This is a genomic window from Nonomuraea basaltis, from assembly GCF_005893125.1.
Classification (GTDB): Bacteria; Actinomycetota; Actinomycetes; order Streptosporangiales; family Streptosporangiaceae; genus Nonomuraea; species Nonomuraea basaltis.
This window is the reverse complement of sequence record NZ_VCJS01000031.1, coordinates 21,748-37,920: the sequence shown is the minus strand read 5'-3', so window position 1 is coordinate 37,920 and position 16,173 is coordinate 21,748. Positions and strand designations below refer to the sequence as shown.

The 16,173-nt window shown below is 70.1% G+C and carries 15 protein-coding genes; 6 read left to right on the top strand and 9 right to left on the bottom strand.

What is annotated here, in order from left to right; genetic code table 11:
• Nucleotides 1–32: 32 nt before the first annotated feature.
• Entirely contained in the window at nt 33–1,424 is a 1,392-nt protein-coding gene (locus tag EJK15_RS17090; protein ID WP_138711420.1) for a sigma 54-interacting transcriptional regulator, read from the bottom strand.
• A 170-nt stretch (nt 1,425–1,594) separates the two neighbouring features.
• Here EJK15_RS17090 and EJK15_RS17085 point away from each other — a divergent pair, with 170 nt between their 5' ends.
• Both EJK15_RS17085 and EJK15_RS17080 read left to right on the top strand, forming a co-directional pair.
• Nucleotides 1,595–2,770, top strand: coding sequence for an FIST signal transduction protein (locus EJK15_RS17085; protein WP_138711467.1), 1,176 nt, complete (start codon nt 1,595–1,597; stop codon nt 2,768–2,770).
• A gap of 25 nt (nt 2,771–2,795) precedes the next feature.
• A complete protein-coding gene (locus EJK15_RS17080; RefSeq protein WP_138711419.1) occupies nt 2,796–3,788 on the top strand; it encodes an ROK family protein in 993 nt (330 codons plus the stop codon).
• Between the two features lie 166 nt (nt 3,789–3,954).
• On the opposite strand, the gene EJK15_RS17075 is transcribed toward EJK15_RS17080, so the two are convergent.
• From EJK15_RS17075 to hppD, 4 genes are all read right to left on the bottom strand, one after another.
• A complete protein-coding gene (locus tag EJK15_RS17075) occupies nt 3,955–4,638 on the bottom strand; it encodes a hypothetical protein (protein WP_138711418.1) in 684 nt (227 codons plus the stop codon).
• A complete protein-coding gene (locus tag EJK15_RS17070; protein WP_138711417.1) occupies nt 4,635–5,180 on the bottom strand; it encodes an RNA polymerase sigma factor in 546 nt (181 codons plus the stop codon). The genes EJK15_RS17075 and EJK15_RS17070 overlap by 4 nt, the downstream gene beginning before the upstream one ends.
• Nucleotides 5,181–5,252: 72 nt before the next feature.
• Nucleotides 5,253–6,647, bottom strand: coding sequence for a M1 family metallopeptidase (locus EJK15_RS17065; RefSeq protein ID WP_171074352.1), 1,395 nt, complete (start codon nt 6,645–6,647; stop codon nt 5,253–5,255).
• A 175-nt stretch (nt 6,648–6,822) separates the two neighbouring features.
• Nucleotides 6,823–7,932 carry a 4-hydroxyphenylpyruvate dioxygenase gene (gene hppD / locus EJK15_RS17060; protein WP_138711416.1) on the bottom strand — a complete coding sequence of 370 codons (1,110 nt, stop codon included), beginning with the start codon at nt 7,930–7,932 and terminating at the stop codon, nt 6,823–6,825.
• Between the two features lie 103 nt (nt 7,933–8,035).
• On the opposite strand from hppD, the gene EJK15_RS17055 reads away from it, so the two are divergent.
• Nucleotides 8,036–8,521 carry an Lrp/AsnC family transcriptional regulator gene (locus EJK15_RS17055; protein ID WP_138711415.1) on the top strand — a complete coding sequence of 162 codons (486 nt, stop codon included), beginning with the start codon at nt 8,036–8,038 and terminating at the stop codon, nt 8,519–8,521.
• A gap of 212 nt (nt 8,522–8,733) precedes the next feature.
• Nucleotides 8,734–10,761 carry a transglycosylase domain-containing protein gene (locus EJK15_RS17050; protein WP_240777024.1) on the top strand — a complete coding sequence of 676 codons (2,028 nt, stop codon included), beginning with the start codon at nt 8,734–8,736 and terminating at the stop codon, nt 10,759–10,761.
• A 61-nt stretch (nt 10,762–10,822) separates the two neighbouring features.
• Here EJK15_RS17050 and EJK15_RS17045 read toward each other — a convergent pair whose 3' ends face one another.
• Complete coding sequence (locus EJK15_RS17045) at nt 10,823–12,826, bottom strand: thioredoxin domain-containing protein (protein WP_138711414.1); 2,004 nt, start codon at nt 12,824–12,826, stop codon at nt 10,823–10,825.
• 245 nt (nt 12,827–13,071) lie between these two features.
• Between EJK15_RS17045 and EJK15_RS17040 the strand changes: the two genes are divergently transcribed.
• Nucleotides 13,072–14,220, top strand: coding sequence for a hypothetical protein (locus EJK15_RS17040; protein WP_138711464.1), 1,149 nt, complete (start codon nt 13,072–13,074; stop codon nt 14,218–14,220).
• Here EJK15_RS17040 and EJK15_RS17035 read toward each other — a convergent pair whose 3' ends face one another.
• The 3 genes from EJK15_RS17035 to mca are packed head-to-tail and all read right to left on the bottom strand — an operon-like array spanning nt 14,221 to nt 15,586.
• Entirely contained in the window at nt 14,221–14,502 is a 282-nt protein-coding gene (locus EJK15_RS17035; protein WP_138711413.1) for a GNAT family N-acetyltransferase, read from the bottom strand.
• Entirely contained in the window at nt 14,503–14,667 is a 165-nt protein-coding gene (locus EJK15_RS70615; protein WP_171074351.1) for a hypothetical protein, read from the bottom strand.
• 34 nt (nt 14,668–14,701) lie between these two features.
• Complete coding sequence (gene mca, locus EJK15_RS17030) at nt 14,702–15,586, bottom strand: mycothiol conjugate amidase Mca (RefSeq protein WP_138711412.1); 885 nt, start codon at nt 15,584–15,586, stop codon at nt 14,702–14,704.
• Between the two features lie 136 nt (nt 15,587–15,722).
• On the opposite strand from mca, the gene EJK15_RS17025 reads away from it, so the two are divergent.
• The gene (locus tag EJK15_RS17025) at nt 15,723–16,142 is read left to right on the top strand and encodes a DUF4307 domain-containing protein (protein WP_138711411.1); all 420 of its coding nucleotides are present in this window, start codon (nt 15,723–15,725) and stop codon (nt 16,140–16,142) included.
• Nucleotides 16,143–16,173: the final 31 nt, after the last annotated feature.

Sequence of the window (16,173 nt, the reverse complement as noted above, 5' to 3'; positions counted from 1 at the left end):
ACTCACTATGACGCGGAAGTCCGCCCAGATGTTCACGTGCGGTAGACGGTGACTCCGTCCAGGTCTTCCTTGGACAGGCGGCGCATGAGGTAGAGGCCCTCCAGGGCGAACTCCAGGGCCGCCGCGGCGTGCCCGGGGGACTCCTCGCCCGCGCCCATGCCCAGCCTGGACATGATCTTGGCCAGGCCGGTGACCGGCCCCATCCGGTGCAGCAGCTCGCCGGCCGCGACCAGCTCGCCGGACTCCACCTGGTTGCCCTCGGCGAACTTGTCGGTCACCGCGGACAGGTCCATGCCGCCCAGCCGGGTCCTGAACGTCTCCGCCGTGGCCCGGCGCAGCAGGTGGGCGAGGATCTCGGTCTCCCTGCCCTCCTCGCTGACCTCGAACTCCACCTTGCCGCGCAGGCTGTGCACCACGCTGGCCAGGTCGATCACGCGCGTGACGGCCTGCTCCTCGCCCGAGATCGCCGCCCGGCGGACGGCGGAGGCCGACGCGGTCTCGGCGGCCGCGATCGAGAACCGCGCGGACACCCCGGAGCGGGCGTCCACGGCGGTGGACTCGCGGACCAGCCGGGTGAACCTGGCGATCACCTCGACCAGGTGCTCGGGGACGTCGGCCCCGATGTCCGGCACGGACTCCTGCCGGATGAGCGTGAGCTCGTCCTCGACCGTCAGCGGGTAGTGGGTGCGGATCTCGGCGCCGAACCGGTCCTTCAGCGGCGTGATGATCCGCCCCCGGTTGGTGTAGTCCTCGGGGTTGGCGCTGGCGATGAGCAGGATGTCGAGCGGCAGCCGCAGGTTGTAGCCGCGCACCTGGATGTCGCGCTCCTCCAGCACGTTGAGCAGCGACACCTGGATGCGCTCGGCCAGGTCGGGCAGCTCGTTGACGGAGAACACACCCCGGTTGGTACGCGGGACGAGCCCGTAGTGGACCGTCTCGGGGTCGCCGAGCGTACGCCCTTCCGCGATCTTGATCGGGTCGACGTCGCCGATCAGGTCGCCCACGGAAGTGTCGGGCGTGGCGAGCTTCTCGCCGTAGCGCTCGTCGCGGTGCTTCCACGCGACCGGCAGCTCGTCGCCCAGCTCTCGCGCCAGCGCCTTGCAGCGCGTGCAGGCCGGAGCGTACGGGTGGTCGTTGATCTCACATCCCTCGACGACCGGCGTCCACTCGTCGAGCAGGCCGGTGACGGTGCGGATGAGCCGGGTCTTGCCCTGGCCGCGCTCGCCGAGGAGGACCAGGTCGTGCCCGGCGAGGAGCGCCCGCTCCAGATGCGGCAGGACCGTGTCGTCGAACCCGACGATGCCGGGGAATCTCGGCTCGCCCGCCCGCAGCTTGGCCAGCAGGTTTTCCCTGACCTCGGCTTTGACGGTGCGATGGACGTGGCCGGTCTCTCGCAGCTCGCGGAGAATACGTGGCTGATGCACGGGAACGAGACTACGTCCCCTGCGGGGAATGTGGCAGAGAGTTTCGCATCTGGCGAGATATCGGATCTTGACTATTGCGTGACGGTTCGTGGGCGTGCTTGTCCCTTTAGTGGGGAGAATCGGGCCTAGGGAACTTGGACATGTCGAGGGAGGCGAGACGCGTGGCCTTGATGACAAGCCGCTTCGCCGACGGCCTCGCCGTGGGTTCCGACCTGGTGGAGGCCGCGCAGAACGCCGTCGGCCAGGCACTGTCGAGGCTCAGCGGCCAAGCCGACCTGGTCTGCTTCTTCATCTGCGGCGACGATCCCGACGGCGTCGCGAGGGCCGGACAGGCCGCGATGAAGCTCGCACCCGGAGCGCACGTGATCGGATGCAGCGCCACGGGGGTGATCGGCGACGGGCAGGGCGTGGAGCTGACGCCTGCGGTGAGCGCCTGGGCGGCCACCTTGGACGGGGCGCGGCTGACCACGTTCGCGCTGGAGACGCTGGCGGCCGAGGACAAATTCGTCGTAGTAGGGCTGCCGGAGCGCAGCAAGGACGATCATGTGGCGATCCTCCTGGCGGACCCGTACACCTTCCCCACCGACGCCTTCGTCGAGCGCTCGATCGACGTGCTCGGCGAGCTGCCGCTGATCGGCGGGCTGGCCAATGGGCTGCAGGGGCGGGGCTCCGTACGGCTGTTCGCCGACGGCGAGATCTACACCGAGGGCGCGATCGGCGTGCTGCTCAGCGGCCCGGTGAAGGTCAGCACCGTGGTCAGCCAGGGCTGCCGGCCCATCGGGCCGAGCATGGTGGTCACGGCGTCGGAGGACAACCTGCTGCTGGAGCTGGCCGGCCAGCCGGCGCTGGCCAGGTTGGAGGACATCGTCAGCGACCTGGACGAGGACGACCGCGAGCTGGTCGCCGCCGGGCTGCAGATCGGCGTGGCCATGGACGAGTACGCCGAACGCCACGAACGCGGCGACTTCCTGATCAGGGGAGTCATCGGCATCGACCCCGAACGCGAGGCCGTGGCCATCGGCGACATCGTGGAGATCGGCAGGACCGTGCGCTTCCAGGTACGCGACGCGGCCACCGCGGACGAGGACCTGTACGACCTGCTCGACGCCCACCGGGAAGAGCTGGGCAAGGTGGACGGGGCGCTGCTGTTCTCGTGCAACGGGCGGGGTTCGGCCATGTTCGGCACCGCCGACCACGACCCGGTGGCGCTGCGCGACACGCTGGGGCCCATCGGCGTGGCGGGCTTCTTCGCGGCCGGCGAGGTCGGTCCGGTCGCCGGCCACAACCACGTACACGGCTTCACCGCCTCCGTCCTCGTCTTCTCCAGCGCCTCGGGCGCGTCATGAGCCACTCCGGTACGGTGGTCGGCCCGTGATCCTCGCGATCGACGTCGGCGGCACCAAGATGGCCGCCGGCCTGGTCGGCTCCGACGGCACGGTGGCGTTCTCCGCACGCGTCGCGACGCCGCAGGGCGCGGACGCCCCGACCCTGTGGAAAACGCTCGACGAGCTCATCGAGCCCCTGTCGGAGGGCGTCGAGGGGGTGGGGGTGGGCTGCGGCGGGCCCATGGCCTGGCCGGACGGCGAGGTCTCGCCGCTGAACATCCCCGGCTGGCGCGGTTTCCCCCTGCGCGCCCGGCTGGCCGAGCGCTTCCCCGGTCTGCCGGTACGCCTCCACAACGACGCCATCTGCCTGGCCGTGGCCGAGCACTGGAAGGGCGCGGGGCAGGGGAGCGCCGACATGCTCGGCATGGTGGTGTCGACCGGTGTGGGCGGCGGGCTGATCCTGGACGGGCGCCTGGTCAACGGCGGCACGGGCAACGCCGGGCACATCGGGCACGTGGTGGTCGAGCCGGAGGGCGGGCCGCGGTGCGGCTGCGGCGGCCACGGCTGCCTGGAGGCCGTCGCACGAGGCCCGGCCCTGACCGCCTGGGCCCTGGACCAGGGCTGGGTTCCGGGCCCCGCCGCGCAGATGGCGGACGCCGGGCCTCGGTTCGGCCCGGACGACGGGGCATACCGGGAGGATCGGGCGGTCACGGCGCGGGGGCTGGCGGCCGACGCGCGAGCCGGGGATCCGGTGGCGGTGCGGGCCATGCGCAGGGCCGGTCGCGCGCTCGGCATCGCGATCGCCTCCGCCACCCACCTGTGCGACCTGGACCTCGTCACGATCGGCGGCGGGCTGTCGCAGGCCGGTGAGCCGCTGTTCGGGCCGCTGGACGAGGCGCTGCGCGAGCACGCCATGATGGGGTTCGCCCGCCGGGTCAAGGTCATGCCCGCCACCCTGGGCCAGGAGGCCGGCCTGGTCGGCGCCGCCGCGCTGATCCTGGCCGGCGAGAGCTACTGGACGCCGGCGACAAGCAGGTAAAGGCCCGGCCCCGTGCTGGTCAAAGCCCCGAAGGCCCGGCGGCCCCGCTGCTCGGGAGGACCGCCGGGCCTGGTCGCCCGGTCGGCTGTCAGAGCAGAGAGGCCGCCGGGCCTGGTGCGGGCCGGCGATTCGCGAAGTGAGGAGATCGCCGGCCCTGGATGGGCTGCTACTTGGTCACCTGGTCCTGGCTGGGACCGCTGTCCTCGCCTTCGGTCTTGGAGTTGAGACCGGGCCCGTCGTCCTGCTTCTCCTCGGTGGTGCCGCCACCGCCGGACGGAGGCTGCGGCATCGCGGTCGCCTCGCAGGGCGCGACCGCCCCGTTGACGAGCTGGAGAGAGGTCGCGAACGGCGGCTTGTCGTCGCCGTCCTTGCTCTTGGTGACGGCCAGGACGAGCGTCTCGCCCGCCGGAACCTGACCCTTTTCGATCTTGAACGAGATCCCGTCGCCGTCCTTGCCGATGCTCGTCGTGAACTGCCCGCTCGCGCCGCCGTGCCGGCCGCGCGGTTCCTTGCAGGTCTGCCCGAACGGCAGGTAGTCGACCACCGCCTTGACGCCGGCGTCGGCCAGCTCGGATTCCAGCCCCTCGGGGTCGGTGAACGAGCTGATCTGCACGCTCACGCCCCCGTCGGCGGCCTTGGTCACCGCGTACGCCGGGCCGCCGGCGATCCCGGTCATGACCACCACGGCCGTGGCGGCCGCCGCGACCCCCGCCACCGCGGCGGACAGCCCTGCGAAACGCCGCCGTGAGCCGCGCTGAACCGGTGTAACCGTTGTCATCTTGTCCTCCGCCGTTCTCGTCGTGATCTCTTCCTTGAGTGCACTGAGAAGGCGCTCTTCGAAGTTGCTCATGCCTGTCCTTCCACGTACACAGGTGCTGGCGAAGCGACGTTTTCAAGGGCTCGTCTGGCCCGGTGCAAGCGGACTCGTGCGGTCACCTGCCTGATGCCCAGGGCCGCGGCGGCTTCGGAGACGGTGAGCTGGTCGATCGCCACGAGCTCCAGCACGGCACGCTCTCCCTCGGGAAGCTCGGCCAGGGCCTCCAGAGCGCTGCGCATCCGGCGCTCGGCGTCGATCCGCTCCTCCATCCTGACGAGATCGTCGTCGTCCATCAGCCGGCGACCCGCGACACGACCGGTGGCCCGCGCCTCCCTGGCCGCTTTGCGATGCTGGGCCGACACGACGTTGCGCGCTACGCCGTACAGCCATGCGGTCTCGCTGCCCCGGCCGGGGACATAAGTGTGAGCCGAGTCCAGGGCCGCCAGGAAGATGTCCGCCGTCAGGTCCGCGGCGAGGTGAGGGTCGCTCACCCGCCGGGCCACGAACTTCAGCACGGCATCAACGTGGCGGCGATAAAAGGCCTCAAAGGCCGCGGGGTCTTCGTCGAGGCGCATGGCCCCACTCCCTTTCGTCGTTCGCCTTACACCAGTACTTGGACCGAGCGACGAAAAGCGTTTCCCCTCTGGTCAGGCGGGGCGGCGGGGCTGGAAGAGCCAGGCGTCGAAGAGGGCGCCGAGGTCCTTGCCCGACATCCGTTCCGCGAGCTCGATGAACTGGTCCGTCGTGACGTGACCGTAGCGGTGCTCGGTGGCCCACGCCCTGAGCAGCGCGAAGAACGTCTGGTCGCCGACGGCCCGGCGCACGGCGTGCAGCGTCATGGCGCCGCGCGTGTAGATCGACAGGTTGAACAGGTCGCCGGGCTTGGCCCGCCCCGGCGGGTAGGACCAGATCGGGTCGGTGGCCGGGCGGGAGTGGAACTTCTTGAAGGTGGTCTCGGCCGTCCTCCTGCCCTTGCGCTCGGACCACAGCCACTCCGCGTACGTGGCGAAGCCCTCGTTGAGCCAGAGGTCCTTCCACCGCTTGATGCTCAGGCTGTTGCCGAACCACTGGTGCGCCAGCTCGTGGACGATGATGCTCTCGTCCGGGTTGAAGCCGCCGTAGAGCGGCTTGGTCTGGTTTTCCAGTGCGTATCCGGCGGCGTAGTCGTCGACCACGCCGCCGGTCGACCCGAACGGGTAGGGGCCGAAGACCGTGGCCCAATAGTCCGTGACCTCGGCGGAGGTCGTGTAGAGGCCGTCGAGCGTGCTGCTGAACCTGGGGTCGGCGGCCGCCAGGTTGGGGATGCCGCCGGGCGTGCGGCCCTCGCGCAGCTCGAACTTGCCCAGCGTGGCCGTCGCCAGATAGGTCACCATCGGGTGCCGCTCGCGCCACCGGAAGGTGGTCTTGCCGCCCGTGGTCGTCGGCTGCCCGGCCCGCTCGCCGTTGGCCAGGGCCGTCAGCCCGGCGGGCACGGTGATCGTGAAGTCGAAGGTGGCCTTGTCGGCGGGGTGGTCGTTGGCGGGGAACCAGGTCTTGGAGCCGTTGGGCTCGGAGGCCACGAACGCGCCGTCGGGCGTCGGCAGGAAGCCGTACGTGCCCAGGTCGGCGGAGGCATCGGCCGCGTTCGGCGTGCCCGCGTAGCTCACCTTCACGGTGAACCGGTCGCGCTCGTCGATCGGCCCGGCGGGCCGCACGGTGAGCTCGTCGCCCTGGCGGGTGAAGGTGGCGGGGGAGTCGTCGACGGTGACCTCGTGCACGTCGAGCCCGGCCAGATCGAGGTTGAAGGCCGACAGGCCGTGGGTGGCGGCGGCCTCGATGGTGGTCACGCCCTCGAGCCGCTTGCTCGCCGGGGTGTAGTCGATGACGACGTCGTAGTGGGCGACGTCGTAGCCGCCGTTGCCGTCCCTGGGGAAGTCGGGGTCGCCGATGCCGGGGGCGCCCGCCCGGTGGCCGGCCGGGGACGGCGACTCGTCGGTGGGCGCGCAGGCGAGCACGCTGATCAGCGCCGCCAGCACTGCCACCCCGCGCCGGTTGGAACGCATAGGCGAACGAGCCCCCTTCGGTCCGTAATCAGAATATTACGCTGCGTCAGGAGGTCATCACGACCGCCCTGGCGGCCTTGTCGTGGAGGGCCTCCTTGCGTCGGTCCGAAGAGGATCCGGCTCGGGTGGGGGCGATCCCATGATTTCGTGATCGCCCCCACCAAGTCGGGACAAATTACAGGTTGCCCCTGCGTTCCTGCTCGCGCTCGATCGCCTCGAACAGGGCCTTGAAGTTGCCCTTGCCGAACCCGAGCGAGCCGTGCCGCTCGATCAGCTCGAAGAAGACCGTGGGCCGGTCCTGCACCGGCTGGGTGAAGATCTGCAGCAGGTAGCCGTCCTCGTCCCGGTCGACGAGGATCCCGCGCTTCTTCAGCTCCTCGATCGGCGCCCGCACCTTTCCGATGCGCGCCCGCAGCTCGGGATCGTCGTAGTACGAGTCCGGCGTGTCCAGGAACCGAACGCCTGCCGCCCGCATGTGGTCGACCGTGGTCAGGATGTCGTTGGTGGCCAGCGCGATGTGCTGCACGCCCGGGCCGCAGTAGAACTCGAGGTACTCGTCGATCTGCGACTTCCTGCGGCTCACGGCCGGCTCGTTGAGCGGGAACTTGACCTTGCGCGTGCCGTCGGCCACGACCTTGGACATGAGCGCCGAGTATTCGGTGGCGATGTCGTCGCCGATGAACTCGGCCATGTTGGTGAAGCCCATGACATTGCGGTAGAACTCCACCCACTCGTCCATCTTGCCCAGCTCGACGTTGCCGACACAGTGGTCGATGGCCTGGAACAGCCGCCCGTGCCTGGTCGCGGGCGGCGCGACCAGCGGCTCGGCGGGCACGTAACCGGGCAGGTAGGCGCCGCCGTAGTTGGACCTGTCGACCAGCGTGTGCCGCGTCTCGCCGTAGGTGGCGATGGCCGCGAGCTGCACCTTGCCGTGCTCGTCCTCCATCGTGTACGGCTCCACCAGGCCCTTCGCCCCATGTGCGATGGCGTGGGCGTACGCGCCCTCGACGTCGGGCACCTGGATGGCCAGGTCGATCACCCCGTCGCCGTGCTCGGCCACGTGCCGCGCCAGGTCCGTGCCGGGCCGGAGCGACCCCCGGAGCTCGAACGTGGCGCTGCCGGACGTCAGCACGTACGCCGCCTCGTCGCGGCTGCCGTTCTCCGGCCCGCGGTAGGCCGTCAGCCTCATGCCGAACGCGGCCGAGTAGTAGTGGGCCGCCTGCTTGGCGTTGCCCACGGCGAACACCACGGCATCCATGCCGTTAACCGGAAAAACATCACTCATACCTCTAACTCTCGATTTCTCTAGACGACTTGCGCAAGAGTTACCTTGAGGAGTGCACAACCTGCCTAGTCATCTCGGGGAAAGTCGGGTAATCCTGTACAGCATGACGATCGACGATCTCGACGCCCGGCTGATCGCCCTCCTGGCCGCGGAGCCCCGCCTGGGCGTGCTGGAGTGCTCGCGCCGGCTCGGCGTGGCGCGCGGCACCGCACAGGCCAGGCTCGACCGGCTGACCGTCCGGGGAGTGATCACCGGGTTCGGGCCCGACGTGTCGCCCGCGGCACTCGGCTACGACGTCACCGCGTTCGTCACCATGGAGATCAGGCAGGTCGCCGGGCACGATCCGGTGGCGGACCGGCTCGCCCGCATCCCCGAGGTGCTGGAGGTGCACACCATCACCGGCGACAGCGACCTGCTCTGCCGCGTGGTGGCCCGGACGAACGCCGATCTGCAGCGGGTTATCGACCAGATCGTCGAGGTTCAGGGCGTACTCAGGACTAATTCGATCATCGCCCTGGACACCCCGGTTCCCTACCGAGTGCTGCCGTTGGTCGCCGATGTTCCGCGTCGCGAGGGACGGCCGTCGTAGTATCGCAAGGGGACGAGGCACCGTCATCGATCGTTTAGCCTTGGCATTCGCCCAGCTCGCGGAGGTTGGGCAGCGCTTGCCGAGGGGGGTCGAGGGTGCGGAGCGGTGGTGGGAAAGGGATGAAGAAGCGGCGGCGGATTCTCCGACTTCTGCTGATTTCTTGTGGCGCCGGAATCGCCGTGCTGGCAGGCCTTTTCGCGATCGCGTGGGCCATGACTCCCATTCCCGACAGCACCCAGAAAGAGGCCACCGCGCAGGGCTCGGTGATCTACTACCGGGACGGCAAGAGCGTGCTGGCCCGGCAGGGCATCGACCGCAAGCTCGTCAAACTGGCCACGGTGCCCGAGCACGTGCGCCAGGCCGTCATCGCGGCGGAGAACCGCTCGTTCTACGAGGACGCCGGCGTCTCGGCCAAGGGCACCGCGCGGGCCGTCTGGTCCACCGTCACCGGGGCGCAGCTCCAGGGCGGCTCGACCATCACCCAGCAGCTCGTCCGCAACTACTACAGCGGCCTCAGCCAGGAACGCACCGTCACCCGCAAGTTCAAAGAGATCCTCATCGCGATGAAGGTCGACCAGTCCAAGTCGAAGGACTGGGTGCTGGAGCAGTATCTCAACACGATCTACTTCGGCCGCGGCGCCAACGGTGTGCAGTCGGCCGCCCGCGCCTACTTCGGCAAGGACGTCGACAAGCTCACCGTGGCCGAGGGAGCCTACCTCGCGGCGGTGATCCAGCAGCCGAGCCGGTTCGCCGACCCCAAGGGCTCCGACCTCGCGGCGGCCAAGGCCCGCTGGCAGTCGGTGATCAACGCGATGGGGCAGACGGGCGCGCTGACGCCCGAGCAGGTGGCCGCCGAGCGGTTCCCCGAGCTGACGGCGCCGAAGAAGCCGTTCGAGCTCAAGGGCCAGGCTCAATACATGCTGGAGCAGGTGACCGCCGAGCTCAACCGGCGCGGCTACACCGACGAGGACATCAAGGGCGGCGGGCTGAAGATCGTCACCACCTTCGACAAGAAGCTCATGGCGGCGGCCGAGCGGGCGGTCAAGGACGTGCTGCCCGAGAACACGCCCAAGAAGGTCCGCACCGGGCTGGCCGCCGTCGATCCCGGCACCGGCGAGGTCGTCGCCTTCTACGGCGGGCGCCCCTCGCAGTCGGCCTACTACGACAGCGCGTTCTCGGCCACGGTGATGGCCGGGTCGACGTTCAAGCCGTACACGCTGGCCGCCGCCCTCGACAACGGCTTCGACCTGTCCACCAGGGTCGACGGCAACTCGCCGCTGCGCGTCGCGTCGGCCTCCAAGCCCATCCCGAACGACAGCGGGCGCTCGTACGGGCAGATCAACCTGGTGAGCGCCACCCAGAACTCCGTCAACACCGCGTTCGTGGACCTCGGCCAGAAGGTCGGCCTGGACAAGGTCGCCAAGACCGCCGAGTCGGCCGGAATCCCCGCCGCCCAGCTGGAGAAGCACCAGAGCGCCGTCTCCTTCCCGCTCGGCGTGGCCTCGGTCAGCGCCGTCCAGAACGCCTCCGGCTTCTCCACGTTCGCCAACAAGGGCGTCCACATGGAGGCCCACGTGGTCAAGTCGGTCACCGACAGCACCGGCCACAAGGACGTCGTCAAGGCGGTCTCGACGCAGGTGATCGGCGAGCAGGCCGCAGCGGACACGACGTACGCGATGCAGCAGGTCGTCAAGTACGGCACCGGCACCGCCGCCCGGCTCTACGACCGCCCGGTGGCCGGCAAGACGGGCACCACCGACAAGTCACGACAGGTCTGGTTCAACGGGTTCACGCCGCAGCTCGCGGTGGCGGTCAACATGTTCCGCGACGACAACGCCACGGTCACCATCCCCGGGTACGGCACGCAGTTCGGCGGCCAGCTGCCCGCGCAGATCTGGCGGGCGTTCATGACCGAGGCCATGGAGGGCGAGCCGGTCGAGGAGTTCCCGAAGCCGTCCGAGTACGGGTACACCCCCGACTACTCGACGCCGGACCGGGACACGGACGTGCCCGAGCAGGACTACACGCCGCCGGCGAACCCGGACGAGTGGAACACGTCCGAGCCCGAGCCCAGCGAGCCGCCGTTCTCCGACCCGCCCGTGACGGAGCAGCCGGACGACGGCGGACGTGGCGACCAGCAGCCCGAGCAGACCGCCCCGCCGCCCACGCAGGCCCCCGACCAGCCGTCCCCGGACGTCGACCCCAGGGTCACCGGCGACCGGGACGGCCCGTCAGCATGACGCGCCGTTACCGGCCCGTCAGCATGACGCGCCGTTATCGCTCCGGCAGGCTGACGCGCCCTTACCGGGACGCCAGCTCGGCCCGCAGCGCCTCGGCCGTCGTGACCGGCATCCGGCAGGTGAACCCCCTGCACACGTAGGCCGCGGGCGCGTCGCCGACCGGGCCGCGGCCTTCGAGCAGCGCAGGGAACACCTCGCCGCCGGGCATGAGCGGATCGCCCGAGGTGCCCATGGCGCCGGAGTCGCCGGTCCCGAGCGCGACCACCAGGCCGGGCGCGTCCGCCAGCAGGGCCTCCCGGTGCAGCGCCGCAGTGCGCGGGTCACCGGGCGGGCCGACGACGGCCACCTCGACGGGACCGTCCAGCGCGGCCCGCGCCACGGCCAGCCCCCACCCCGCGAACCTGGCATGCCCCGCGGCCAGCACGGACACGGTGCCGAGCGCGGCGTAGGCGGCCTCCCGGTGCCGGGCCGAGCCGGTCAGCGCGCCATAGGAGAGCAGGGCGCCCGCGGCCGCGTACTGGCCCGAGGGGGTGGCGTTGTCCGTGGGGTCCTGCGGCCGCTGGAACAGTCGCTCGGCGTCGTCCGCCGTGTCGTAGAAGCCGCCCGCCCTGTCGGCGAACCTGTCCAGCACGACGTCGAGCAGCGATCCCGCCAGCCGCAGCCACCTGGCCTCGCCGGTCACGCCGTACAGCGAGATCAGCCCTTCCGCCAGGTTCGCGTAGTCCTCCAGCACGCCGGCGTTCGTGCCCGCCCGGCCGTCCCGCGACGTGCGCAGCAGCCTGCCGTCGACCAGGTGCGTGCCGGCCAGCAGCTCCGCCGCCGCCGAGGCCGCCGCCACGAGATCGGGCCGCTCGAACGCCACGCCGGTGTCGGCCAGCGCCGCGATGGCCAGGCCGTTCCACGAGGCCACGATCTTGTCGTCGCGCCCGGGACGTACCCGCTGCTCCCTGGCGGCGAACAGCCGCTCTCGGACGCTCGCGTAGCGCTCGGCGTCCTCGGGGTCGCGCAGGAGCTGCAGCACGGACGTGCCGTGCTCGAACGTGCCGGTGACCTCGAAGAGCCCGGCCGCCCACCGGCCGTCGTCCTCGCCGAGCACCTCGCGGAGCTGCTCGGGCGCCCAGACGTAGAACTTGCCCTCCACGCCCTCGCTGTCCGCGTCCAGCGCCGAGGCGAACCCGCCCTCGGGGGTACGCATCTCGCGCAGCAGCCAGTCCGCCGTCTCCAGCGCCACCCGCCGCGCCAGCTCGCCGCCGCCCGCCTTCCACCAGTGCGTGTAGACCCGCAGCAGCAGCGCGTTGTCGTACAACATCTTCTCGAAGTGCGGCACGACCCACTCCGGGTCAACGCTGTAGCGGGCGAACCCGCCGCCGAGCTGGTCGTACATGCCGCCGCGGGCCATCGACCCGAGCGTCTTACCGCTCATCTCGCGCTCGCCGGACCGCAGCAGGAACTCCAGCACCATGGACGGCGGGAACTTGGGCGCGCCGCCGAACCCGCCGTTCACGGGGTCGTACGACTCCCGCAGATTCTCTACGGCCTGCGCCAGCGTCTCCTCGCCGGGCAGGGCGCCGCTGGGCAGCGTGGTGTGCGTGTTGAGCGCCTCGACCACCTTCGCGCCCTGCTTCAGCACGGACTCCCTGTCGCCCGTCCACACCCTGTGGACCTCGGTGAGCAGGCGCTGGAAGTTGGGGCGCGGGAAGTAGGTGCCGCAGTAGAACGGGTGGCCCTCGGGCGTCGCGAACACCGTCATGGGCCAGCCGCCCTGGTGCGTCATGGCCTGCGTGGCGCCCATGTAGACGGCGTCCACGTCGGGCCGCTCCTCGCGATCGACCTTGACGTTGACGAAGTGCTCGTTCATGAGGCGCGCGGTGTCGGTGTCCTCGAAGCTCTCATGGGCCATGACGTGACACCAGTGGCACGCTGAATAGCCCACGCTGATGAGCAGCGGCACGTCGCGGCGCCGGGCCTCCGCGAACGCATCCTCGCCCCACGGGTGCCAGTCCACCGGGTTGCTGGCGTGCTGCAGCAGGTAGGGGCTGGTGGCGTCTTTCAAGCGGTTCATCATGACCTCCTCGCTTCAGCCTAATCCGCCCTGGCTCCTGTGCTTCTGACCAGCTGCTTCCGCCCTGCTGCGGCTCCATGCCCCGCCCGCGGGTGCATCGCCCGAGGGGCTGTGTGCGGGTGCCGCCGCCCCCGTGGCCGAGTCGTGTGCGCGCCGCCACGTGGCCGGTAGGGCTGGGCGCTGGAGGGATCCACGGATTCTTCAGCTGACTCGGAAGGTCGGGACGGCGTAGGTTACGGAGCGTGGATATGGACTTCGTCTGCGCCCACGCCGGCCGCCCGGCGACCGCCCTCACACGGAGGGACGTGGCCAGGGCCCTGCTCGCCGTGCCCTCGGGCGTGGCGCTGGTGGCGCTGCCCGACCTGCGGCGCGCGATGATGTCGGCCGGCAACCCGCTGTCGCTCCCGTTCTGGGACTCCGCCAAGGCGACGCTCAGCTCCATCGAGTCGGGCGTCGCCACGGTCGGCGACGTGCAGCGCTGGGTCGAGTCCACGGGCACCGAGCCGATCCTCATGACGCCCAGCTACTTCGTCTGGCCGGAGGAGGACGAGCGCGGGCCGGTGGCCGCGGAGATGTTCGCCCGCCTGGTCGCCTACCTGGAGGAACGGGTCGCCTCCGGGGAGATCGACCCGGACGCGCTGACGGCCGGCGACCGGGAGGCGCGCAGGGCGTACGAGGATCTGCAGGAGCGCTGGCTCAGCACGCCGCTGCCCGACGGACGGGTGCCCGGCCACGTGGTGAGCGATGAGCAGGACGAGGAGCTGTTCGCGGCGTGGGACGAGGAGGAGGCGTTCGCGCTGGCCGAGCTGCGGCGCATCGTCAGCGGGCTGCCGAAGCAGCCCGAGCTGCCCGCCGCCGAGCTGGAGACGGCCGGGGCCCGCCTGCGCGCGCTGCTGGCGCTGCCCGGCTACCCCGCCAACGTGCTGCGGGCCTGCGCCGGGTTCGACGAGCGGCCGATGCCCGACGACGACCGGCAGCTGTGGCTGGCGGTGGCGGCCGGCATCGCGGGGCCGGTCTCCGACCTGTCGGAGAGCGGTGACGTGCTGCAGGAGTTCGCCGACCTGGACGGGGACCTGAGCGTGGAGGACGCGGCGCTGGCCAACCTCTGCGCGATCCAGCACGCCGACTGGCTGGCCGGCGTGGCGGCGCTGACCAGGATGGGCCCAGGGGTGCTGGCCTCGCCGGAGCGGATGGCGCGGCTCATCGCCGAGTCCGAGGACATCGACATCGACGAGCAGGACGAGGACGACCTGGACGCCACCGAGGGACTGTTCGAGTCCGTGGTGGCGCTGTGGGCCTATCTCGGCATCGTGGACGAGGACGAGGTGCTCACGCCGCTGGGCTGGTGGGGGCTGCCGAAGGCGCTGGAGCTGGCCTGGTCGTCGGCTCCTGAGTGATCAGGCGTCCACGAGCTCCTTGAACTCCGGGTGGCGATCGATGTATTTCGCCACGTAGGGGCAGAGCGGCACGACCCGCAGACCGGTGTCGGCGCTCGCGCGCAGCGCGTGCCCGACCAGCTTGCTCGCCAGCCCCTGCCCCTCGTACGCGGGCAGCACCTCGGTGTGCGTGAAGACGATCTTGGCAGGCAGCAGGCGATATTCGGCGAACCCGGCGACCTTGCCGTCTACGAGAACCTCGAAGCGGCTCTCCGTCGAGTTGTCGACTAAGTCGATCGTCATCTACTCGGCTTTCTTGTCGTCCACGTCGCGCTCGTGCGGCACCTGGATCTTCGACATCTGCTTGTTCATCGACTTGATCAGCATATACAGGGCCACCCCGATGAGGGCGACGACGACGAAGCCCAGCAAACCCGGACTTACATCACCAGCTGCTAGAAGGGTCACACTTCCAGTGTGCCACCGGGCCCCCGTGGTCCGGTCAGGGGCAGGCGGGGGAGACGTCCTCGGCGTGGATGCCCGCGAACAGGTCGTCCTCGGGCAGCTCGGTGTCCACCAGCGAGCGCGCCAGGTGGTAGTCCTCGGTCGGCCAGATCTCCTGCTGCAGCTCGCGCGGGCAGACGAACCACCAGCTGTCGGGGTCGACCTGGGTGGCGTGCGCCTTCAGCGCCTCGTCGCGGATGTGGAAGTAGTCGCCGCACGGCACCCGCGTGGTCACCGGCCACTTCGCCGGGCGGTCCTCCCAGCGGGAGATCCAGTCGGCGTACGGGGAGCCGAGGCCGCGCTCGGTCATCGCCTCGTGCAGCGCCTCGAAACGCTCCTTGGTGAAGCCCATCTGGTAGTAGAGCTTCAGCGGCTGCCACGGGTCACCGGTGCCCGGGTAGCGGTCGGGGTCGCCGGCCGCCTCGAACGCCTCGACGGACACCTTGTTGGTCATGATGTGGTCGGGGTGCGGGTAGCCGCCGTCGTCGTCGTACGTGATGATGACGTGCGGCCTGAACTCGCGCACGGCCGCCACCAGCGGCGCGGAGGCGTCCTCAAGCTTCTGCAGGGCGAAGCAGCCCTCCGGCAGCTCCTCGTCCTCGTTCTCCGGCAGGCCGGAGTCGATGAAGCCCATGAACCGCTGCTCGACGTCGAGGATCTCGCGCGCCCGGTCCATCTCGGCCTTGCGCACCTCCGCGATGTTGGCAACGATCTCCGGCCGGTCCATCTTCGGGTTGAGCACGGATCCGCGCTCACCGCCCGTGAGGGTACAGACCAGCACTTCCACGCCTTCACGCACATAACGCGCCATCGTCGCGGCGCCCTTGCTCGACTCGTCGTCGGGGTGGGCGTGGACGGCCATCAGCCTCAGCGGTGCACTCACGGGCTCGATGTCTCCTCAGTCGGGCGGGTCACTTAGCTTTGTCTGCGGGCGGTCGTGAGGGTCAGGTCTTGTACCGGGCCCCCCGCGGGCGACAATTGTCTCGGATAACGCCGAGGGAGTGCAGGGAGATTCCGCCATGGTCACCAGAGATGTCGAGAACGGACCCGTTCTCGGCACACCCGACGACTTGCCCGACCGTCCCAGACGCGGCGGCAGGCTCGTCGTCCACGTCGTGATCGGCGTGCTGGTGGCCATCATCGCCGGCGGCTGGGGTTACGTGATGTGGTCGATGACGGCCGGTGGCTCGGAGGCGCCGTCGCAGGTGGTGACGTTCAGCGTCGAGGGCCCGACACGGGCCGAGATCACCTTTGAGGTGTACAAGGCAGACGATAGGGTGGCTGTCTGCCGCATCAGGGCTCTGGACGTCAACCACGCGGAAGTGGGCAGCAAGGAAGTAAGAATCCCGGCTGGTGAGGGTAGTAAGCAGCTCAAGGAAAGCCTCGACACCAGTGGTCAGGCCACTTCCGTCCACATCCAGTACTGCAATCTCGTATAGTGAGACATTTGGGGAAGCGTTCGAGCGGTTA

Bases quoted from the DNA above. Each gene is read 5' to 3' on its own strand.
- EJK15_RS17085 (WP_138711467.1), top strand. From the start codon at position 1,595: ATGACAAGCCGCTTCGCCGACGGCCTCGCCGTGGGTTCCGACCTGGTG.
- EJK15_RS17075 (WP_138711418.1), bottom strand. From the start codon at position 4,638: ATGAGCAACTTCGAAGAGCGCCTTCTCAGTGCACTCAAGGAAGAGATC.
- EJK15_RS17070 (WP_138711417.1), bottom strand. From the start codon at position 5,180: ATGCGCCTCGACGAAGACCCCGCGGCCTTTGAGGCCTTTTATCGCCGC.
- EJK15_RS17065 (WP_171074352.1), bottom strand. From the start codon at position 6,647: ATGCGTTCCAACCGGCGCGGGGTGGCAGTGCTGGCGGCGCTGATCAGC.
- hppD (WP_138711416.1), bottom strand. From the start codon at position 7,932: ATGAGTGATGTTTTTCCGGTTAACGGCATGGATGCCGTGGTGTTCGCC.
- EJK15_RS17055 (WP_138711415.1), top strand. From the start codon at position 8,036: ATGACGATCGACGATCTCGACGCCCGGCTGATCGCCCTCCTGGCCGCG.
- EJK15_RS17050 (WP_240777024.1), top strand. From the start codon at position 8,734: ATGACTCCCATTCCCGACAGCACCCAGAAAGAGGCCACCGCGCAGGGC.
- EJK15_RS17045 (WP_138711414.1), bottom strand. From the start codon at position 12,826: ATGATGAACCGCTTGAAAGACGCCACCAGCCCCTACCTGCTGCAGCAC.
- EJK15_RS17040 (WP_138711464.1), top strand. From the start codon at position 13,072: ATGGACTTCGTCTGCGCCCACGCCGGCCGCCCGGCGACCGCCCTCACA.
- EJK15_RS17035 (WP_138711413.1), bottom strand. From the start codon at position 14,502: ATGACGATCGACTTAGTCGACAACTCGACGGAGAGCCGCTTCGAGGTT.
- EJK15_RS17025 (WP_138711411.1), top strand. From the start codon at position 15,723: ATGGTCACCAGAGATGTCGAGAACGGACCCGTTCTCGGCACACCCGAC.